17 protein-coding genes are annotated in these 21,144 nt (G+C 36.4%); 6 read left to right on the forward strand and 11 right to left on the reverse strand.

Going from position 1 to position 21,144, the window contains the following annotated elements; all coding sequences use genetic code 11:
- Positions 1–43: 43 nt before the first annotated feature.
- The 6 genes from GGR42_RS15185 to GGR42_RS15210 all read right to left on the reverse strand — a co-directional run bounded on the left by GGR42_RS15185 (position 44) and on the right by GGR42_RS15210 (position 6,775).
- A complete protein-coding gene (locus tag GGR42_RS15185) occupies positions 44–1,684 on the reverse strand; it encodes an amidohydrolase (protein WP_245201486.1) in 1,641 nt (546 codons plus the stop codon).
- Positions 1,677–3,500: a DUF885 domain-containing protein gene (locus tag GGR42_RS15190; RefSeq protein WP_167965792.1), complete on the reverse strand. Its 1,824-nt coding sequence runs from the start codon at positions 3,498–3,500 to the stop codon at positions 1,677–1,679. The genes GGR42_RS15185 and GGR42_RS15190 overlap by 8 nt, the downstream gene beginning before the upstream one ends.
- Positions 3,501–3,557: 57 nt before the next feature.
- Positions 3,558–4,061: a DinB family protein gene (locus tag GGR42_RS15195; RefSeq protein ID WP_167965795.1), complete on the reverse strand. Its 504-nt coding sequence runs from the start codon at positions 4,059–4,061 to the stop codon at positions 3,558–3,560.
- A gap of 8 nt (positions 4,062–4,069) precedes the next feature.
- A complete protein-coding gene (locus tag GGR42_RS15200) occupies positions 4,070–4,630 on the reverse strand; it encodes a DUF1572 domain-containing protein (protein WP_167965797.1) in 561 nt (186 codons plus the stop codon).
- A 300-nt stretch (positions 4,631–4,930) separates the two neighbouring features.
- Positions 4,931–5,833, reverse strand: a complete 903-nt coding sequence (locus tag GGR42_RS15205; RefSeq protein ID WP_167965799.1) for a leucine-rich repeat domain-containing protein — start codon at positions 5,831–5,833, stop codon at positions 4,931–4,933.
- A gap of 207 nt (positions 5,834–6,040) precedes the next feature.
- Positions 6,041–6,775: an RluA family pseudouridine synthase gene (locus GGR42_RS15210; protein ID WP_209024001.1), complete on the reverse strand. Its 735-nt coding sequence runs from the start codon at positions 6,773–6,775 to the stop codon at positions 6,041–6,043.
- A gap of 785 nt (positions 6,776–7,560) precedes the next feature.
- Between GGR42_RS15210 and GGR42_RS15215 the strand changes: the two genes are divergently transcribed.
- Entirely contained in the window at positions 7,561–8,430 is an 870-nt protein-coding gene (locus tag GGR42_RS15215; protein WP_167965801.1) for a hypothetical protein, read from the forward strand.
- Here the strand turns inward: GGR42_RS15215 and GGR42_RS15220 are convergent.
- Positions 8,417–9,502 (reverse strand): OmpA family protein, encoded by a 1,086-nt coding sequence (locus tag GGR42_RS15220; RefSeq protein WP_167965803.1) that lies wholly within the window; start codon positions 9,500–9,502, stop codon positions 8,417–8,419. The genes GGR42_RS15215 and GGR42_RS15220 overlap by 14 nt on opposite strands.
- Before the next feature lie 111 nt (positions 9,503–9,613).
- Between GGR42_RS15220 and GGR42_RS15225 the strand changes: the two genes are divergently transcribed.
- A complete protein-coding gene (locus GGR42_RS15225) occupies positions 9,614–10,405 on the forward strand; it encodes an NIPSNAP family protein (RefSeq protein ID WP_167965805.1) in 792 nt (263 codons plus the stop codon).
- Here GGR42_RS15225 and GGR42_RS15230 read toward each other — a convergent pair.
- A complete protein-coding gene (locus GGR42_RS15230) occupies positions 10,402–12,156 on the reverse strand; it encodes a TonB-dependent receptor (protein WP_317169699.1) in 1,755 nt (584 codons plus the stop codon). The two genes, GGR42_RS15225 and GGR42_RS15230, sit on opposite strands and share 4 nt — an antisense overlap.
- 13 nt (positions 12,157–12,169) lie before the next feature.
- Positions 12,170–15,190 carry a tetratricopeptide repeat protein gene (locus GGR42_RS15235; protein WP_167965807.1) on the reverse strand — a complete coding sequence of 1,007 codons (3,021 nt, stop codon included), beginning with the start codon at positions 15,188–15,190 and terminating at the stop codon, positions 12,170–12,172.
- Between the two features lie 153 nt (positions 15,191–15,343).
- Between GGR42_RS15235 and GGR42_RS15240 the strand changes: the two genes are divergently transcribed.
- From GGR42_RS15240 to ppgK, 3 genes are all read left to right on the forward strand, one after another.
- Complete coding sequence (locus GGR42_RS15240; protein WP_167965809.1) at positions 15,344–16,027, forward strand: cell division ATP-binding protein FtsE; 684 nt, start codon at positions 15,344–15,346, stop codon at positions 16,025–16,027.
- On the forward strand, positions 16,024–16,839 hold the full coding sequence (locus GGR42_RS16975; protein ID WP_209024002.1) for an NUDIX hydrolase: 816 nt from the start codon (positions 16,024–16,026) through the stop codon (positions 16,837–16,839). Before GGR42_RS15240 ends, GGR42_RS16975 begins: the two co-directional genes overlap by 4 nt.
- A 63-nt stretch (positions 16,840–16,902) precedes the next feature.
- Positions 16,903–17,652 (forward strand): polyphosphate--glucose phosphotransferase, encoded by a 750-nt coding sequence (ppgK, locus tag GGR42_RS15250; protein WP_167965811.1) that lies wholly within the window; start codon positions 16,903–16,905, stop codon positions 17,650–17,652.
- Positions 17,653–17,747: 95 nt separating this feature from the next.
- Here the strand turns inward: ppgK and typA are convergent, their stop codons facing one another.
- Positions 17,748–19,547: a translational GTPase TypA gene (gene typA / locus GGR42_RS15255; protein WP_167965813.1), complete on the reverse strand. Its 1,800-nt coding sequence runs from the start codon at positions 19,545–19,547 to the stop codon at positions 17,748–17,750.
- Between the two features lie 113 nt (positions 19,548–19,660).
- The gene (locus GGR42_RS15260) at positions 19,661–20,251 is read right to left on the reverse strand and encodes a hypothetical protein (RefSeq protein WP_167965815.1); all 591 of its coding nucleotides are present in this window, start codon (positions 20,249–20,251) and stop codon (positions 19,661–19,663) included.
- Between the two features lie 74 nt (positions 20,252–20,325).
- On the opposite strand from GGR42_RS15260, the gene kdsA reads away from it, so the two are divergent.
- On the forward strand, positions 20,326–21,144 hold the full coding sequence (gene kdsA, locus GGR42_RS15265) for a 3-deoxy-8-phosphooctulonate synthase (RefSeq protein WP_167965818.1): 819 nt from the start codon (positions 20,326–20,328) through the stop codon (positions 21,142–21,144).

Raw genomic sequence — 21,144 nt, forward strand, 5'->3', positions numbered from 1 at the left:
AATTAAAAGTCGAAGCGAATGCTTCGGCTTTTTTATTTGAAATCTATTTCACTTTCTTCCCATCAATAAAAACCTGTTGGGCAGTAATTTTGGGGATTTCTTGCTCTGGAACTTCCATAATATTATCGCTCAAGATTACAAAATCTGCCAACTTCCCAATCTCTATACTACCTTTTTCATCTTCCTCAAAATTAGAATAAGCTGCCCATATCGTCATACCTTTTAAAGCCTCTTCCCTTGTCAAGGCATCTTTCATTTGATAGCCTCCTTCTGGATAATTTTCCAAATCTTTACGGGCAACCGCCGCATAAAAAGTAAGGAATGGACTCACCTGCTCCACGGGAAAATCAGTTCCCAAAGCGACCAGTCCGGCTTTATCCAACAATGTTTTATACGCATAGGCCCCCTGCTCCCTTTCTTCTCCCAATCTGTCCCCAGCCCAATACATATCACTGGTAGCATGGGTAGGTTGCACAGAGGGAATAATACCATTTTCAAAATAATCAAAATCCTGCATGGAAATCACTTGGGCATGCTCCACTTTCCATCTTCTGTCGGCTTTACCTTTCAATGCTTTTTTGTATGCCCTTAAGACCGATACGATAGAAGAGTCCCCAATGGCATGTGTATTCATTTGATAATCCGATGCTGCTATTTTCAAGGCCAATTCTTCCAATTGTTCTGGCGTGGTAATCATTGCACCGAAATGGTCCGCTTGATCAGAATAAGGCTCACGAAGTGCCGCACCTCTAGAACCCAAAGCTCCGTCCCCATATACTTTTACGGAACGTACATGTAATTTATCCGTTTTTATAATGCCTTTATTTAAAAAATAATCTACTTCTTTTTGATTATTGCTCACCATGGCATACACTCTCATAGATAAATCGCCAGCTTGCTGTAGACTATCTATCAATTCAATTGTACTTCTATCGATGCCCGCATCGTTTACTGTCGTTAATCCATAATCCACACATAGTTTTTCTGCATCCTTGAGCGCCTGCATACGGGTTTCAACGTTTGGGGAGGGAATTATATTTCCTATGAATTGCATAGGGCTATCTACCAAAACTCCTGTTAGTTCTCCATTTTTTAATATTACTTCACCCCCGGCAACTTTTGTCTTATTGGTTATTCCAGCCATATCCAAAGCCTTTTGATTTACCAATAACGCATGCCCATCCACTCTTCGCAAGGCAACTGGAATATCTGGAAACAAGGCATCCAACTTTTCTTTGGTTGGGAATTCTTTTATTTCCCAATCATTTTGGTCCCAACCTCTACCTTGAATAAAATTCGTTGGGCTTTTTTCTTGAAACTCTTTAACACGTTGCAATACCTCATCATAACTTTTGGTACCGACCAAATCTACAATCTGCTGACTCAATCCCAATCCGTAAAAATGACAATGGGCATCAATTAAACCAGGAACAAGGGTTTGCCCTTGGGCATCCAATACATTCTCCGAAGTATAAGCATCCAATATGATATTAGAACTTAAGACCGCTACAAATTTTCCATCCTTGACAGCTAAAGAAGTTGCCTTTGAAAACCCATCATCCACTGTATAAATATTTGCATTATGGACAATAAGATCTACCTGTTCTTTTTCTTGAGCGCATGCATAGACTCCTAATGCAACAAAAATCAAAAGAACATTTCTTAACATACTATATCTATTCATTTCTGCTAGTTTTTTCTATCCAATTATTAATTTTTTCCTCCAACAAGACCAAAGGCAAACTTCCCGAGTTTAAAACTTGGTTATGAAATTCTTTTATGGAAAAATCATCCCCAAGGGCTTCTTTTGCCCTATCCCTTAATTCCCTAATTTTTAATTGACCCATTTTATATGACAATGCCTGCCCTGGACCTACCATATACCGTTCTATTTCTGAAGTGATACCAGCTTCTGACTCTGCCTCATGGTCCAAAGAATACTGAATGGCCTGTTCCCGTGACCACCCTAAGGCATGCATGCCAGAATCTACAACCAAACGAATTGCCCTGTGCATTTCTGCACTCAACATTCCAAAGTACTGATAGGGGTCTGTGTACAATCCCAATTCCTTCCCCAAAGATTCCGAGTACAATGCCCATCCTTCCACAAAGACCCCCATTCCCTCAGCATGTTGAAAAGCAGGTAGACTTTCATTTTCTTGCTGCAAGGATAATTGGTAATGGTGTCCTGGAATTGCCTCATGTAGAAACAAAGATTCATCTTGAAACTTATTATAATTTTCAACATCTGGAATAGGCACATAAAAAGTACCAGGCCTAGAACCGTCTTTTGAGCCAGCAAAATATTCTGCTGATGCAGATTTCTCTCTAAAGGCCTCTACCCTTCTTACTTTAAAACCTGCTTTAGGTTTTAAATCAAAGAGTTTGTCCAAATTATCCTTCATGGTCTCATGAATGGCATTAAAATTGGCTATCACCTGCTCGGGTTCTGTAAATGGCATCTGTTCTGGACTATTCCTTACAAAATCAAAAAAGGCTTTTAACTCGCCCTTGAACCCGACCTGTTCCTTTACCTTTTCCATTTCCGCAGAAATCCTTTCTACCTCTGTTAATCCTAATTCATGAATTTCTTTTGGGGTCATGTTCGTAGTGGTGTGATACTTTATTAAATATTGGTAGGTTTCCTGTCCGTTTGGCAGTGCCCCAATACCAGAAGTTTCCGTTCCTGCTGGTAAGTATTTCTCAATTAAAAATTGTTTTAATTTTTTATGTACAGGATTCATTTTAGCAGTAATCATTTCCCTGAAGGCAGTATCCAAGCTTTTTTTATCGTCTTCAGAGAAATCATCTGGAAGTAATTTTATGGGGCCATAAAAAAGATGGTCCTCAATATTCTCTGGCAAATAGCCATCCAATTGATCTATTAATCTTTTTATAATGACTTTCGGCATAACCACCTCTTTTTCTATCCCCTCTTCCATATTGACAATAGCAGTTTCCATCCACTCGATATAATCTTTTAACCGCTTAAGCCAATTTTTATAATCTTCAAAAGTCTTAAATGGTTGTGCTCCATTTCCACTTCCCAAAAGACCCATTTCCAAATGAAAACTGAATATTTGGTTGATTGGCATCAATTCAAAATTGGGCAAATCGAACATGGGAGAAGCTATAGTTACAAGATTGTTAGTCAATCCTTCTTTTTTTATTTCACAATCCCACTTCATGGCCTTTAAACTCATTAACTGTGATTGGGACAACTGTGCCTGGTCCAAATCATCAATTCTACTCAAAAATTGGGTGTATTTCTCCAATAATTTTTGTTGATGCGCATCCGAAATATAATTTGGCAGATAATCATTATAGGAACTATCACCAGCCCTAGTAGCTTCTAATGGGTTTATTTCCAATTTAAATTTATGAAAGGCCTCAAAGAGACTATCCAAAACAATAGTTGCATCTTCTTTTGTGGTCGATTTCTCTTCTTTACAACTTAAAATTAAGACAATAAGAGTCAATAGCAATAGGCGCAATTTCATATAGACTGGTTTTATTCAAATTTAAGGAAATTACATTGATGATAGACTTCCTAAAAGCTATGCTTTAAGAACATTTATTGTAACCCATAATTGACCTACATGACGCTGGCTATGTTCTGCTGCATGGAACAACAATCCAATCCTTGTAGAAGGCAATTTCTTTCTGCCCACAGTTCTGGTCTCAGTAAGTAATGCAACAGGAACCGATTTAAAGTAGGACAATGCCTCTTCCACTTTTTTCTCAAATTCTTTAACCATAAAATCAATTGATGCTTCTGTCTTAGGATTTCCTTCATTTCTAAGGAATGCAAACTGTACTTCAGATAAAGACTCTCCTTTTGCATAAGTCAGCATTCTATCTAAAACTCCCGTAATATGTTGTATATGAAACCCAACCGATGCACAGCCCCCTGGTTTTTCCCAAAGCAAATCCTCTGAAAAACCCTTTGTATATCTTTTAACTTCCTCTAGAGATTGCAAAAGGGCGTGAGCTCCAGGTTGCAGCAAAGCGGGAATTTCTGGTATTGGACCTCGAAGCCAAAATTCTGGTTGCCCACTCATTTATTTTGTTATTGAATTAAATCATCCGTAAAATGTCCTGAATGTTTCCCTTTGGAAAACATCTTCTCATTAAATTCCGAAGATTCTCCTTTTGGAATAGATAGACTCTTCCAACTACTACCTTTAATCATTCTTCCAATAAATACGATTTGGCCAATGTGATAGGAATAATGGGAAAGTTGCCTGTTTACAGCTTCTATGATTGTATGGCTTTGATTTCGGATATAAACTTTATTGTCAAAATTTTCAGAATTAATAGACTTCAATGCCTTGAATAAACATTCCCATCCTTCATTCCATTTACTTAACATTTGTTCCTTGGTCCCAATTATATTTTCAAATTCATTATCCCTATTTCTCCATTCTTTTTCCCCATCTGAGGTTAAGAAATCTGTCCATCTAGATTTCATGTTCCCATGTAGATGGTTTACTATAATTGCCACTGAATTGCTTTCAGGGTCAAACTGCCACAAAACCTCCTCGTCACTTAACTGGTCAAATGTCTTTTCACCTAAGGTTTTATAATATTGAAATTGCTTAATAATACTATCGATATAATTCTTTTGCACTTGGTTTTATTTTTACCCGAAGCAAAGATTTAAGCTAATTTAAATAATTTGCAATAATTACTGCTATACTAACAAAATATATAAAGTGCTTCGAAATTGCTTAAAGAGTATAGCAAGTTAGCCAAATATGTATTCCTTAAAAAACATATTTGTTAGAAGTTATGATAGTTAAACGGCTTAATTTATGATGCATTTCGCTCTACTTGGTCCCTACCCCGTAGAAATGAATCTAAGTGAAGTGCTCATTCTTGTTGAAGACAATACGTTAAGTTAACTCCAGTGCAGAGAATGTATTCACCTCTATTTCATTTTTTTGCCCTTAATTTTATCAAGATCGGTATTGGACAAACCATTGCCTTCGGCCCATATAGCTTCTAGTTTGCCTAAATTTTCTATGGATGCCGGTAGAGATATAATGCCATTATTGGCCATAAGCAAGTTACTAAGGTTTGTCAAATCCCCAATTTCATTGGGCAAACTAGTAAGGTTATTGTTTCCAATGTTTAGGTACTTAAGCCCTATCATTTGATTGCTAAAAATACCATTTAAAGATACTATCTGGTTATTTTCAAGCCTTAGACTGTACAAATTGGACAACCTGTTAATGGAAGTGGGTAACGCGGCCAAGTTATTGTTACTCAACGCCAAAATCTTAAGATTAGAAAGATTACCAAGGTTTGGGGGCAAATAGGTTAATCTATTGTTATCCAAATACAACCATTCAAGACCTCCCAAATTGCATAGGGAATTTGGCAGGGATGTTAATTTATTGTTCTGAAAATTTAGACGCTCCAAATTGCGCAAAAAACCTATCCACTCGGATATGGAACCTATTTCATTATTCCTAAATGAAATCACTTTTAAGCCCCTTATTCTATATAGGTCATTTGGTACAGTCCTAAAATTGTTTTGGGAAAGGTCCAATTCCTCCAAATTTCTAAGATTCCTAAAGAAACGTGGCAGTGTTGATATATTGTTATTCCCAAGATTTAATCTTTTTAGATTTGATAAGCTACCAATCTCATTAGGTACAGCATTTAAATTTTGATTGGACAAATCTACATACATGGCCGTTCGTCTATTGGCATAGGCATCCTGTATAGAAGTATAAACCTTTAAATCTGTTAATTGGTTCCTTTGGGCAACACTGGAAAAAGAAATAAATACACAAATAAAGAATATGATTTTCTTGTAATACATCATACGAGGCTTGTTCAATAATTTATAGAAAAATATAATTGTTACATATTGTAAGATTTGCCTTACTAAATATTAACGGTGCAGCTACATATTTGTTGTATGGACATCCTAAACTATTGGCTTCAAAAGTCTTTATTTCTCCAAAGCAACAAAATACTAGGCAAAAAACATCATGGATACCCTAATTGATTTGCGATTAATCTAGGCTTCTCATTCAGCAAAAATTTTATCGAACTTAGTAGGTGGATTTTTTTTTACATGCATTCTTTTATGGGTAAAGGGATGAATAAATTCCAATGAAAAAGCATGCAAATACAACCCTTTTCCTTTTAAAATTAAATTATCCTGACCATATTCTAAATCTCCAAAAATTGGGTTCCCAATACCCGAAAGGTGCTTTCTTAATTGGTGACGCCTTCCCGTGGTAGGAACCAACTTTACCAAATTTAGACAACCAAACCTCGCTGAAGGAACTGTCTTTAGTACTTCATAAAAAGATTCCGCCTCTTTTACATCTATGGTTTGGTTTATACTCCCTTTTATGGACATAGGACCAATTGTGACAGCTTTATATGTTTTTGCTATTTCTTTATTTTGGAACAGTTGATTTAAGGCCAAGATGCTAGAAGTTGTTTTACCTACCAATAATAACCCCGTAGTAGGATAATCCAATCGATGTACGGGTTGTGGTTTAGTTACATCAACCTGGCCACTTCTATCAAGGTTTAACACTAATGCATTGGTAATAGTTTTAAAAGAATTACCGCTTACCAAAATACCTGCAGGTTTGTTCACAATAGCCAAATAATCATCTTCATAAACCACTTCCAGTTTAAGAACCAGCTTTTTTCCTCTCTCAACTTCAATTGCTGGGCTATAGGTTATCCTTTCAGTTCCTTTGATCATTGTAGCTGTGGAAGCAATTTTACCATCTACAAAGACCAACTTCTTTTTTATAGCCTTTTTAAGAGCAGATTTTGTTGGGATTTTAATAAAAATCCCAACCCCATATTCTTGTAGCCGTATTGGTCTTTCCTGTAAGGGTGCTATATGTGTTTCTATGATTGATATTTTATTGGTCCAGTAATTTAAGAATCATTGTTTGGATATCACAAACTCCGCACGACGATTTTGTTGTCGACCCTCTTAGTAGCAATTGTATGAAACCTTATAGTCTTTTTTTTACTAAAACCATTATCTTAGACACAACCAACAAAAAATTTATGTCCAAACAATCTCCAAATATTGGAAAACCAAGCTTTTTTCCTTACTCCGTAATTAATTTTTATTTTGAACTTATTGGGAAAAACAAGTCAAGTTTTTTTTTACTTAACCTATTACTAGGCATATTTAGTTTTATAATCACTTTTTGGGGGTTGGAGCGTTTTGCACTATCCTTAACTTCTGCAATAAACCTCTTAATTTCCCTGTTAGCTTTTATCCTTATGATATTTGCCACTACTTTTAAATTTATCAAAAACAGAAAATTAAAAGTTTCTTCATCAAAAAAAATTGATAAATTTTTGTTCCAAACCTTCTACAAGAATAAGGTAAATAATTTTAATACTGTTTTGCATCCTTCCAAAATAGAAGAAGAAGCCGGATATAAACGAATTGATCTGCCCTTAAGAAAAGATTCTATTTTATTTTCAAAAACGGTAAATACTTTTTTGAGGAATGAGGTGACCAGTGTTTGCCTTAGAATAGTTAAGGGAAAAAAGAAAGAAATCATGAAAACTTTGGAGCCAGATGCCGAATTAATAAAAGATGCTCTTTTGAATAATTATTACAAATCGAGGCGTACCAATAAAATGTTTTTTAATGATAATAAAATTTCCTTGTTAACAACTCCAAAACAGGGAGTAAAAACCCTTGAGGTTTTCAAAAGTTCCTATTATCTATCTTATGTCACTAACGATATGTCAACAAAAAATATTGAAGACAATACAGTTAAAGGAAAAAATAGATACCGATGGCAAGCAATAAATAAATTTCCATACATTTTAGATCCTGCTAAAAAAATAAATAGAATCAAACCCTTAGAAACTTCGAACTTTTCAAATCATATAGGCGGTAACACCATCGCCTTTTCAGATAATGAAATGATTTTATGGCAACAAAGTCAATCTGCACAAAGATCTGAAGACCTAATCGCACCAACCGGTTCCGGATCTCTTGATATAGCGGATTATGAAAATAATCCCCATAAATTATTTCCAATGTTAAGAGAAGGTATGGAGCGAGAACTATCTGAAGAAGGAACTGAAAAAAATGCGCCTATATTTAATCTTGCTGAAAAAACCAAAATAGTAGGTTTTTATAGATGGGTAGGAAAAGGAGGCCTCCCAGGGTTTTTGGGTGTTTCTAAAATTAAGGGTAACATCGCTCTTAAACCCAACTCCTCAGAAGTAAAATTATTTATTCCAGAAACGGATGAGATTGATATGAAAGTGAATACCATAAATGAATTGATTGAATTAATAGACTTCTTATTTACTAATGAAATGGACAATCTTTCTGTCCCATTATATGCTAATTTAAAAGCATTAAAACAAGCAGCAATCGAAGACCCTCGTTTCTTGGATTTTATTTTTTCATAATCACAAACTCCGCACGACGATTTTGTTGTCGACCCTCTTCTGTGTCATTTTCAGTCACAGGTTGTTCTCCCCCATGCCCTTTCCAATTTACCCTTTCCTTGGACAATCCCAATTCTATTAAATAATTTCCAACAGCTTGGGCCCTATTATTGGAAAGCCTTTTGTTATGTTTATTGGAACCTTGATTATCTGTATGTCCATGAATCGTTATATACAATGCTTCATCCCCTCCTATTTCTTTGAACAAGCGCTTCAAACTTATTTTGGCCGTTTCCTTTAAACTATACTCGTCAAAATCAAAAAGTACTTTTTCAAAAATATTGGTTTTATCCAATTCTATAGTAGCCGTAACTTTGTTGGGATTCTCTGGCACCACTGAAACCAAATCCACATAGTAATATGCTCCTTTCTTGACTTTTTTACCCGTTTTAAATCGCCTTGTTGCGGCATTACTTTTAAAATTACCAAGAATTAGAAAATTTTCTTTTCCCTTTGCCACGATCTCTATTGAAACCAATACCCAAGTATCCTTATTGTCATAAAACTTAACATTCTCAATGTCGATCATATGGTAGGCATTGTCCCTTATTTTATATCGCTGGCGTCCAGAAAGTGGTTTTTTTGTAGGCAAATACACCTGTTTTTCTGAAAAAAGAACACCAAAATCTCGAATGGCCATATCCGACTCGTCCGCCCAACTTACATAAAAAGAAACCGTATACTTTTCGCCCTTTATTAATGTGGTTTTAAGTTGAGCCTGTATATACTCCCTATAGTCATCTGGTGCGTGCATATAAAACCCAACATAACCTTGACCAAAATCTGCTACTTGACTGCCGTTAAAATTTTTAGGAGCACCCATAATAGTACTACACGTATTAAAATAGTCTGTAGTACCAGCTGTTGGAGCTGACCAATCCTTAACATCATCTTCAAAATTCCCCATAGTTTTGGGGCATATTATGTACTCCTCAAAACTGGGGTTTTTCACCAAATTTTGCGCCATCGCCGGAACATATTGAAAAAGGTTCAATACAAGCAAAAAAAATCCTTTCCGAATAGTTGAAAGCATATTGGTATATTTTTCTTCTTACTCTAAGGTATTAATTTTAAAATTGTTCTTCACTGATAGGATTTTAGCAACAACTTGATTAAGTTTGGTTACAAATAAAATTCTATTCCCATGAAGTCCAAAATCTCATCCTTTTTCACTTTTGCAATTTTACTTTTTGCCCTTACGGCAACAATTACCGTACAGGCCCAACGCAATGAATTTTATCAGCTAAAAACTTACATTTTTGATACGGACGAACAAATGGCGACTACAGATGCCTATCTTGAAAATGCATATTTACCGGCCTTAAAAAGATTGGGAATAGAACATGTAGGTGTTTTTAAGTATAGAAAAATAGAAGGAGAGGAAACTCCCAAGAAAACAATATTGTTAATTCCATCCCCTTCTCTGGATGTTTTTAGTTCTTTAGATTATGAATTAAGCAGGGACAAAGAACATTTGGCAGCGGGTGTAGACTATTTAAAAGCTTCTTATGACAACCCTCCCTATGCGCGCATAGAATCTGTTTTAATGGAGGCTTTTGATGATATGCCCAACATGAAGCCTTCCCCTCTTACAGGTCCAAGGGAGGACAGGGTATACGAATTAAGAAGTTATGAATCTGCTACCGAAGCCATTTACAGAAATAAGGTTCATATGTTCAATGAGGGCGGAGAAGTAAAGTTATTTGATGATTTAGATTTCAATGCCGTTTTTTATGCCGATGTAATTTCTGGTCCAAAAATGCCCAATCTCATTTATATGACCACCCATGAAAACATGGAAATAAGGGATGCCAATTGGAAAGCTTTTGGAAATGCTCCTGCATGGAAAGAAATGTCGTCCATGTCTAAATACCAAAACAATGTATCCCATGCGGACATTTGGTTGCTATATCCTACTGAGTATTCGGATTATTAAAAATCGAATTTGTAGGTAGCTCCTCCCAGTATTTGAAATCCCTGAACGGGATAATTTGCCCAGCGATTGTAATTATTATTGGCAATATTGGCGGCCTTTGCAAAAATAGATAGTTGCTCGTTAAATCTATACCCAATATGTGCATTGGCATCAAAATAACTATCTAAAGCAACAATAGCTGCAGGAAAATTTTCGGGTGCTGTATTCTGTACAAAAACAGTTGTAAAATCTTCTCTTTCTCCAACATAAAATAAGTTAAGCCCCATGAACCACTCCTCGCCTATTTGGTAATCCATAAAAAGAGTACCTTTTATGTTTGGTAGATTCCATGCTGGATTATCAGTTTCCGTATCATACTCATACACCTCCGCATTGACTCCCAAAGAGAAATTTCGATTTACATCAACATTCAATTCACCAAATATGCCCAGTGTTCGCACGTCATCATAAAACAATTCAAAAGAGTTACCATAATAGTATCCCTTTTCATCAGTTCTAAAAAGATTTGTTGGGTTTAATTTAAACAGGGGTTTTCTATTTTCGGCCATATAAGAACCCTTTATATTATAGCTAACATTAGAAAACAATTGTCCCTTTAATCCAATATAAGCATCATACTGCTGGTCCGTGGGCACTATAGATAAAGTAGGGGATACATAAGGATTCTCCTCTACAAAACTATAATACGAATTTTGTTTTAGTTCTCCCTCTATACCTCCATAAGCAATAACATCATCCTCCACCAAACGGTAAGAAGCTGTTACAGTGGGGTAAATGAAAAAATTACCGTCACTATTTTCCATATCCATTCCATAAACAAAATTGGCTCCTAAATTTAAAGTCAAATCATCTCTAAGAATTAAAATACTGGGATTTACACCCGCTTGAAAATAACTATAATCAATCCCAGGTATATTGGCTTCATTGGCAAGGTTGGCATTTTCAAAAGTACCGCCCACATAATCCAATTTGGCCTTAATGGTCACCAATTCCTCGGTAAGTGGCAACTCAATAGTGGGTGACAATACCGCTCTATTCTCTCCAGATTCAACTCCGTCCCAAAACCGTCTTAAAAGTAGCTCACCCCTTTTAAAAAAAGAGTCTTCCATATTGACATGGGCTCCAGCCTGTGCTTTATAATAATTCTGACGTTCATCTATTCCATCAATAGTAGCATCATCAAAAGCTCCATCAGGAATTCCATACCAATTGTACAATTGGTGTTGCAGTCCAAGATTTACACCCCAATCATAATCACTATCTTTTTTAGCATAAGAACTTTCCAGTTTTGTATTATAAAATATATTGTCCAATGCAGTTCCGTCTATTTCTCCTCTAGACGAATGATGGTTAAACCCTACGTCTAATAAATCCTCTCCCCTATTAAAACTTCTACTGGTATAAAAATCTACTAGGGCATTGTTATAATTTCCCAAACCTACTGATGCATAAGAATTGAACAACACAGGTGGTGGAGTTTTTTCCACCGTCGCAGCCTTTCCTTTGGCCGGAGTAAAAGTGGACGCAACTGGCACGGAAAAAATATTGTACTCAATTTCCTTTTTTCGCAACACAATGGAATCATTCAAACTTGGGGTGGATTTCAACTTAAAAGCATCTGAAATAGTGGGTGTATATGCCTTTGTCACTGTAACCGTTTCTGTACCAATAGTCTCTTCCTCCTGTGCTTGCGCCCATACTGAAAACCCCATAAAAAATATCAAAACTATCCTTATTTTCTTCTGCATCATGTATTTGATTGATTTAGTTCCCGTCTGGGTTGACCGATGAATTACTTTCTGATTCCTTTGTTTTAATACTAGCCAATTCTTCTTTCGCCTCTACCACTATTTCTTCATATTGGGCAAAATTGGAAATAACACTTTCCAGTATGTAAGTTGCTTGGAAGGCATCGCCCAAAGCATAGAAATTTTTGGCCATGATAATCAGTCCTTTTCCTCCCCATTCCTTATAAGCGGCAAAATCCTTCGCCAATTTTTGAACGGAAATATTAGAGGTCGCATGATTTTCTGACTTATTTTTAAAATATGCATCGTAGTACCACGCCTCAGCGGCCAACTCTCCATTTGCTATTTTTTGCACTTCTCTATAGGCGCTTTCCGCCCTATTTTCATCATTGGTCTGTATAGCTGAGCGTGCGATCATGGTATGTGCATCACTCTTTATACGATTATCAATTTTTGGGGAAGCCAGCACTTTTTCGGCATATGAGATTGTTCTGCGATAATCCTTTTGACCGTAATATCCCTTCATTAAATTAGATTGGGCAAAAGTGACATTTTGCTGAATTTGGGCCATACTTTCCAATCGCTCCAAAAATGGAATTGCCATGACATAATCTTTGTTTCCAATATAAATCTCGCACACTCTTGTCAAAGCCTGCTCCTGATATTCACTGGTTCCTCTATTTGCCACATCTTGGTAAAAGGGCAACGCTTTATCACGTTGTTCTTTCCCAAAATAAAGTTGAGCCAAATTAAAGTTGGCGTTGAGCGCATGCAATCCATTAGGGAACTGCTTTACATAACTTTCATACCCCTTAATCGCGGCATCCTGGTTGCCCTCTATATATTGTTTATTGGCTGACTCAAAAGTAGCATTATCCAATTCGGTATCAGTCACTTCAACAAAATCCAATCCCCTGACCCAATCGGCATATTCGTTTACACGGCCCAAATCAACATAAATTAATTTTGCGGTGGCCACGGCCTGGACCGCTTCCTGTGTCTTGGGATAACTACGAACCACTGTTTTGAATTTACCCAGAGCTTCCTCATTTCTATTGGCATTGTAATGCACCAGCCCTTGCCTCATTAATGCTTGTGGTGCCAAAGAACTGCCTCTATACTCATCTATCAGTCTATCGTAGGCATTCATTCCATCACTTTCCCTATTTGCTTTTATATATGAATTTCCCAACTCGAACAAAGCATCATCCTTTAAGCTTGATCTAGAAAACCTATCCACAAACTTATTAAGTTCTTCAATTTTTCTTTCATTCCTATCTACAAAACCATAGCTTATTGCTTTTTGGAATGCAGCATAATCCCTTTCGGCCCCGTTCATTTCCAAGGCTTTGTTGTAAGCTTCAATGGCGGGCCAGTATTTACTTGTTACAAAATGGCTATCTCCCAAACGGAGATAACTGTCATTTAACCTTTCATCATCATCCCCGGAACTGGCAAAGCTCGTAAAGTAGGTTATAGCACTTCCATAGTCCTTCATTTTAAAATAACTGTAACCCAAATTATAGTCCAGCTCTTTAAATTCCTCAGTAGTAGAGGCCATTGGATTTTTTTGAAATTGCACAAAATCTACCAGTGCTTCATCAAATCTATTCAACCTATATGCTGATTCTGCCTTCCAGTAACTTGCTCTTGCCTCAAACAATCTGTCCTCGGCACTTTTTAAGGATTTTGAAAAGGCATCGATAGCCCCAGAATAATCGGTATCCAAGAAAAGCTCCACTCCACGATAAAAAGCTACTTTTTGATAGGTCGCTTTGCTTGCGTAATTTTTGTTCTCTTCCAGTAAAGTCATGGCACCTTCAAAATTTTTGGAAGTTATATAGGAATCTACCAACAATTCCTGCATCTCATTCTGATGCTCATCATTGGGATATTTCTTTAAATAATTGGAAAGAACATTGGGTACAGGTTCGTATGCATTCCCAATCTCGTAACTTAATCTGGCATAGTTTAAATAGGAATCTTTTTCTATTTCTGGACTAAAATCCATTTGGGAAGCATTCCTAAAAGCATTTAAAGCCTCTTGTTTTTTATCCAACTTTAAATAACATTCCGCCAAATGATAGTATGCATTTTGGGAAACACTATTTGTTCCTCCAATAATTTTATTAAATTGTTGAATGGCATTCGCATAGTCTCCCTGCTTATAATAGCTGTACCCAAGAAAATAATAATCGGTGTTGTTCCATTTACCCCTTCTGCCTTTATACTCCTCCAAATAGGGAATGGCATTGGCATATTGTTCTAGATTAAAATAACTTTCCCCAATAATTTTATTAAGTTCGGAAACCTCTCGCCTATCTGATTTTGGCAATTGTTTTTTGGCCAATACAATAGCTTCTTCAAAATTCCCCAGCTTAAAATTCATATCAGCCTGAAAATAGGAAAGCTTTTCCTCCAATACATCTTGATCTGTTATTTCATCAAAACGCTCGTTGGCACCTTCATAATCGTCCTGTTGATAGGCTATATACCCTAGGTAATACTTTGCTTGGGAACCATAGGTAGGTGAATTTTCTACTTTGCTCAAATATCGTTCTGCCTCTTTTGGTTTTTTGGAAGAAAATAAAGCATATCCATTATTGAAATTAAAACGTTCCTTATCTTTTCTGGACATGGCACTTTGATCTACCTTTTTGTACCACTTTAAGGCATAAGGATATTTTCCAGTCTCAAAATAGTAGTCTGCCACATCTATAAAAGCAGAATTTCTCTTTGTGGAGGTTGGGTAACGCTCCACAAAATCTTCCATCAACCTATCTGCACCCAACTGATTCAATCGTATGGCCGCATTGGCCATATAGTAGGCACTATTGGCCTCAGTTTCCATATCTTTTGTAGTGGACTTTACTTTGGCAAAAATAGTCTGGGCCGCCTGATATTGTTCATTATTATAGAGTGCAAGAGCATCTTGGTATTCTTTTTCAGAATGTGTATATATTTTGGTTTCTTGGGAAATGCTCCATAGAAACATTCCCAAAAAAATGGGAAGTAGAGCGGTGATTTTTTTATGCATAGCGTTCTCTAACTATTGTGAATTACCGATATTATTACCCATAACGTCAAATATTGTACCTAAGTATGTTTTTGGTTAAAAGAAAAAGATTTTTGATTTGCAATAACCTCTATTCTTTGGGAACTTCTTACTTTTATGACAACAATCCCTATTATGTCCGAAACTATTTTAAAATTAGCTAATGTAGCTGTCTTCCAAAAAGAAAATCTTGTTTTGAACGATATTTCTTTGGAAGTCCATAAAGGAGAGTTTGTTTATTTAATTGGAAAAACCGGTAGCGGAAAAAGTAGTTTCATGAAAATGCTTTATGGCGACCTTCCCTTAAAACAAGGGACAGGTTCCATAGTAGACTTTGACCTAAAAACACTTAAAGAAAATGACATTCCCTATCTAAGAAGAAAGTTGGGCATTGTTTTTCAGGATTTTAAACTCTTGCCAGATAGAAATATAAACAACAATCTAATTTTTGTACTTAAAGCCACTGGTTGGAAAGACCCTGTAAAAATGAACTTAAAGGTGGAAGAAGTCTTGGACAAGGTTGGCATGAAAACAAAAGGCTTTAAATTTCCACATGAAATTTCTGGTGGTGAACAGCAACGTGTGGCAATAGCTAGAGCACTGTTGAACGACCCAGAATTGATTCTTGCTGATGAGCCCACTGGAAATCTTGACCCACAGACCAGTGTAGAAGTCATGAAGGTACTGCAGGATATTAATAAAACAGGTCGTACCATCCTTATGGCAACCCATGACTACGCACTTATTCTAAAATATCCATCCAAAACATTGAAATGCGATGGAAGCAAAGTCTTTGAAGTCATACAGAAAGCTGTATGATATTTAAAAAACAGGTATATCAACCAGACAAGAAAACAAATCCGTTAATAGGGTTTTTACTTTTTCTGATCTCCATTGTCCTTTTAGTTCTTACAGGCCCATTTGGGTTTATTTATGGGCTTTTTCATTCTTTGTTTGCAAAAGGATTTACCGGTCTTGGCGAGTTTTTTTTGAAAATTGCCATTTCTATAGACCAACTTGGAAACGTATTAATGCAACATCTTTTAAACCTCCTTTGGATAAAGAAAGATGGTTATAAGTTTGGAAATAGAGATGAAACCATATCCAGTGCTTTGGGAAGAAATAACAAAATGAACACATTGACCAGTTTTGGGCAATTCATTGATAAAATTTTGGACATCATAGACAATAACCATTCTCTAGACTCAATTGATTATTATATAGAGCCATCCAAACAGATTATTGACAAATTGGCGTGGATACATCTAGCAGACGGCAAGATATTGAGTACAAGAAGTAAGGGTAAGACAAAGTATTACATTCCAGGTGGAAAAAGAGAACTAGGTGAACCTGATGCCAAGGCCCTAATTAGAGAAATAAAAGAGGAATTAAGTGTTGAATTAGATGTTTCTTCATTACAATTTATGGGAGTTTTTGAAGCTCAAGCAGATAGTCATAAGCCAGGTGTGTTAGTTAAGATGACCTGTTACTATGGAAACTATCATGGAACTTTATTGCCCGATTCGGAAATTGAGGAAATGGTTTGGCTTAATTATAAGGATATAGAAATGGTTTCCGAAGTAGACAAACTCATATTTGATTACCTCTACCAAAAAGGACAACTTCTATGAAAGTTACTCCTTACCCCAAAAACTTTTTGTTATTTTTACCCCGCTTAAATACAAATTAAACAAATGGAAGTCCTAGGTATTGATATTGGTGGTTCTGGAATTAAAGGAGCACTGGTAAACGCTTTAACAGGAGAAATGATTTCGGAAAGGTACCGTATCCCCACACCACCTTCTAGAAAGCCAAAAGAAATGGCCAAGGTTGTCAATAAAATCGTAAAGCATTTTAACTATAACGGCCCAGTTGGTGTTGGGTTTCCCACACTTGTTAAACATGGGGTTTGTAAATCCTCAGGTAATCTGCACAAAAAATGGTTAGGGGTCAATGTCAAAGAGCTATTTAGTGAATATACTGGACTCCCTGTAACAGTAATAAATGATGCTGATGCAGCTGGTTATGCCACAATGAACTATGGCGTTGGCAAAGGAAAGATGGGCCTAGTGGTCATGATTACTATAGGGACAGGTTTAGGAAGTGGAGCCTTTATGGACGGGGAACTTCTACCTAATTTTGAACTTGGACAAATACCTTATAAAAAGTACAGTAAAATTGAATTGTGGGCGGCTGGTTCTGCCATGGAGCGAGAAAATCTTTCCTATAAAAAATGGGGCAAACGCTTCAATAAATTCCTTGAATATGTGGAGTTATTAATTGCTCCCGACCTTATTATAATCGGTGGGGGTGCTTCAAAAGATTTTAAGGAATTCGAGGAATGTATCACTATAGAAACACCTGTAATACCAGCAGAACTTAGAAATCATGCTGGAATCATTGGTGCTGCGGCCGGGGCACTGCACCAAATGCCAAAGGATTAAAACTATTGACTTTAGTAATAAAAACAAACCCCTAAGTTTTCACTTGGGGGTTTGTTTTATCTAAATTCCCATTTCACAAGAAATGACTTCAATTATTATGCAATCTTATTACGTTTACGGTCAACTTCCGTTAAGTAAATTTTTCTTAAACGCAAATGCTTGGGAGTTACCTCAACATATTCATCCTTTTGAATATATTCCAACGCTTCTTCCAAAGAAAACTTTATAGCAGGTACAATTTTTGCCTTATCATCCGCTCCCGAAGAACGTACATTAGAAAGCTTCTTTGTTTTAGTGATATTTATGGTCATATCGTCTCCACGAGAATTTTCACCAATAACCTGACCTTCATAAATATCTTCTCCTGGATCTACAAAAAACTTACCTCTATCCTGTAACTTATCAATTGAATAAGGAATAGCTTTTCCTTTTTCCATGGATACCAAAGAACCATTCTGTCTTTGTGGAATATCTCCCTTCATAGGTTGGTATTCCAAAAATCTATGTGCCATAATGGCTTCACCAGCAGTAGCGGTCAACAATTGATTTCTTAGGCCAATGATACCTCTAGATGGTATAATGAACTCACACAACATACGTTCCCCTTTAGCCTCCATACTGGTCATTTCCCCTTTACGGATAGAAACCATTTCTACAGCTCTACCAGATACTTCTTCTGGCAAATCAATAGTCAAATGTTCAACAGGCTCACATTTTACACCATCTATTTCCTTTATAATAACCTGTGGTTGACCAATTTGTAGTTCATATCCCTCTCTACGCATGGTTTCAATCAAAACAGAAAGGTGCAACACCCCTCTTCCAAAAACCATAAATTTATCTGCGCTATCTGTCTCCTCTACTCTAAGAGCAAGGTTCTTTTCCAATTCTTTTTCCAGTCTTTCCTTAATATGGCGAGAAGTAACAAATTTACCATCCTGACCAAAAAATGGACTATCATTAATAGTGAAAAGCATACTCATAGTAGGCTCATCTATTGCTATGGTTTTTAATCCCTCAGGATTTTCTATATCGGCAATGGTATCTCCAATTTCAAAACCTTCCAAACCAACTAAGGCACAAATATCTCCTGTAGCAACTTCCTGTACTTTCTTTCTGCCCAAGCCCTCAAAAACAAACAATTCTTTCACTTTTGATTTTACAATGCTACCATCCCTTTTTACCAAAGAAACTTGTTGTCCTTCTTTTAAAGAACCTCTTGTTAATCTTCCAATGGCAATACGACCTGTAAAAGATGAGAAATCCAAGGAAGTAATCAGCATTTGGGTATTTCCTTCTTTGGGTTCAAAAGTAGGGATATGCTCAATCACCATGTCCAATAGGGGCTCAATAGAATTTGTAGGAACCTTCCAATCTTCTCCCATCCAATTGTTTTTAGCAGAACCATAGACTGTTGGAAAATCCAATTGCCATTCCTCTGCTCCCAATTCAAACATTAAGTCGAATACTTTTTCGTGCACTTCTTCCGGCGTACAGTTTTCCTTATCCACTTTATTGATAACCACACAAGGCTTTAAACCAAGATCAATCGCTTTTTGCAATACAAAACGTGTTTGTGGCATAGGACCCTCAAAAGCATCTACCAATAAGAGAACACCATCGGCCATATTTAAGACTCTCTCCACTTCTCCACCAAAATCGGCGTGACCAGGAGTATCAATGATATTGATTTTAGTATCCTTATAGACAACAGAAACGTTCTTAGAAGTAATCGTAATTCCTCTTTCACGCTCCAAATCGTTGTTATCCAAAATAAGGTCTCCCGTATTTTCATTTTCACGGAACAAACTACATTGGTACATAATCTTATCTACCAAGGTTGTCTTCCCATGATCAACGTGTGCTATTATAGCAATGTTCTTTGTATTGGACATCCTCTTTTATTTTAAGCCTGCAAAGATACTTCTATTTTTCTCTTCTCAATACAAACTTATGTTATTTTTATCTTATTGATTTTTAGAGTGTTCGAAGCCCAATCAATTCAATTTTAATCAAGAATGGGTTTCCTAGATTTTCTTTTGGTCACCACCCAGCCAAAGGTAAAGTTCACTAAAGGACCAAAGCCGTCCGGAACACCATCTCCCTTGTACAGTCCTCCTCCAATTTCTGCGTTAAAATTAAATCCACTATTATATGTCCTTTGAACACCATAAACAAGTCCATAAAAACCTAGGTTAAAATCATCCGGACCACTGATACTGGTGGAAAACCTCATTTGGGAAAAGAATATAGCCTGGGCGGCTGCAACATAATTACCCGAGTTACCTGAAACATTCTTGTCCTTAAAGATTCGCTTTTGAAAATTATGATAATAACGATATCTATTGTTCATAGTCAAACCAAAAGCGTAGCCTTCTTGGTAGGTTGCCGTTGCCAATCCCAAACTAGATGAAACACTTTGATTTCTAAACAACCCCAATTCATAACTTAATCCTGGACTAAGCAAGTTAAACTTAAATTGATGTCTTTCAAGGTTAATCAAATCAAAAACATTTCCTTTTTCATGCATTTGGCAATGCACCATATGGGGCATAAAAAATAAGGAAATAAACAAGCTAAAGATTAATTTATGCTTCATGTAAATAGGTTAGACCTATATAAATCTAGACAGGATGCCACAGTTTAATACTATATTTGTGTAAATTTTATGATATGGACCTAACCAAACTACCCCAAATAAAACATACTAATAGCAACAATTTTTTTCTTCTCTGTGGTCCATGTGCCATAGAAGGGGAAGAAATGGCTTTAAGAATTGCAGAAAAAATTGTTTCAGTTACTGATAAATTAAAAATTCCCTACGTTTTTAAAGGAAGCTTTAAAAAAGCCAATCGCAGTAGGGTAGATTCTTTCACCGGTATTGGTGATGAAAAAGCATTGAAAATATTAAGAAAAGTATCCGAAACTTTTGAAGTTCCCACTGTAACGGATATCCATGAAATCTCCGATGCCGGCATGGCCGCTGAATATGTGGATATATTACAAATTCCTGCATTTTTGGTGAGACAGACAGATTTGGTAGTCGCAGCAGCCAAAACTGGCAAAACCATTAATCTTAAAAAAGGTCAGTTTATGAGCCCTGAAAGCATGAAGCATGCTGCAAAAAAAGTAACAGATTCTGGAAACGAACAGGTAATGATCACAGACCGTGGCACCATGTTCGGGTATCAAGATATGATAGTAGATTTTAGGGGAATCCCAACAATGAAACAATATGCCCCAGTCATATTAGATGTTACCCATTCCCTACAACAACCTAATCAAAGTACTGGAGTTACAGGGGGAAGACCAGACATGATTGAAACCATTGCTAGAGCCGGAATTGCAACTGGAGTGGATGGTATTTTTATGGAAACCCATTTTGACCCTTCCATTGCCAAAAGTGATGGGGCCAATATGTTACATTTAGACCATTTGGAAAAATTGTTGACCAATTTGGTGGCTATAAGGAAAACTGTGAATAGTTTATAA

Origin of the sequence: Saonia flava (assembly GCF_011927795.1) — a bacterium.
Classification (GTDB): Bacteria; Bacteroidota; Bacteroidia; order Flavobacteriales; family Flavobacteriaceae; genus Saonia; species Saonia flava.

Bases quoted from the DNA above. Each gene is read 5' to 3' on its own strand.
- GGR42_RS15195 (WP_167965795.1), bottom strand. From the start codon at position 4,061: ATGAGTGGGCAACCAGAATTTTGGCTTCGAGGTCCAATACCAGAAATT.
- GGR42_RS15220 (WP_167965803.1), bottom strand. From the start codon at position 9,502: ATGCTTTCAACTATTCGGAAAGGATTTTTTTTGCTTGTATTGAACCTT.
- GGR42_RS15235 (WP_167965807.1), bottom strand. From the start codon at position 15,190: ATGCATAAAAAAATCACCGCTCTACTTCCCATTTTTTTGGGAATGTTT.
- GGR42_RS15190 (WP_167965792.1), bottom strand. From the start codon at position 3,500: ATGAAATTGCGCCTATTGCTATTGACTCTTATTGTCTTAATTTTAAGT.
- GGR42_RS15240 (WP_167965809.1), top strand. From the start codon at position 15,344: ATGTCCGAAACTATTTTAAAATTAGCTAATGTAGCTGTCTTCCAAAAA.
- GGR42_RS16975 (WP_209024002.1), top strand. From the start codon at position 16,024: ATGATATTTAAAAAACAGGTATATCAACCAGACAAGAAAACAAATCCG.
- GGR42_RS15205 (WP_167965799.1), bottom strand. From the start codon at position 5,833: ATGATGTATTACAAGAAAATCATATTCTTTATTTGTGTATTTATTTCT.
- ppgK (WP_167965811.1), top strand. From the start codon at position 16,903: ATGGAAGTCCTAGGTATTGATATTGGTGGTTCTGGAATTAAAGGAGCA.
- GGR42_RS15225 (WP_167965805.1), top strand. From the start codon at position 9,614: ATGAAGTCCAAAATCTCATCCTTTTTCACTTTTGCAATTTTACTTTTT.
- GGR42_RS15230 (WP_317169699.1), bottom strand. From the start codon at position 12,156: ATGATGCAGAAGAAAATAAGGATAGTTTTGATATTTTTTATGGGGTTT.
- GGR42_RS15185 (WP_245201486.1), bottom strand. From the start codon at position 1,684: ATGAATAGATATAGTATGTTAAGAAATGTTCTTTTGATTTTTGTTGCA.
- typA (WP_167965813.1), bottom strand. From the start codon at position 19,547: ATGTCCAATACAAAGAACATTGCTATAATAGCACACGTTGATCATGGG.
- GGR42_RS15260 (WP_167965815.1), bottom strand. From the start codon at position 20,251: ATGAAGCATAAATTAATCTTTAGCTTGTTTATTTCCTTATTTTTTATG.
- GGR42_RS15215 (WP_167965801.1), top strand. From the start codon at position 7,561: ATGAAAACTTTGGAGCCAGATGCCGAATTAATAAAAGATGCTCTTTTG.
- kdsA (WP_167965818.1), top strand. From the start codon at position 20,326: ATGGACCTAACCAAACTACCCCAAATAAAACATACTAATAGCAACAAT.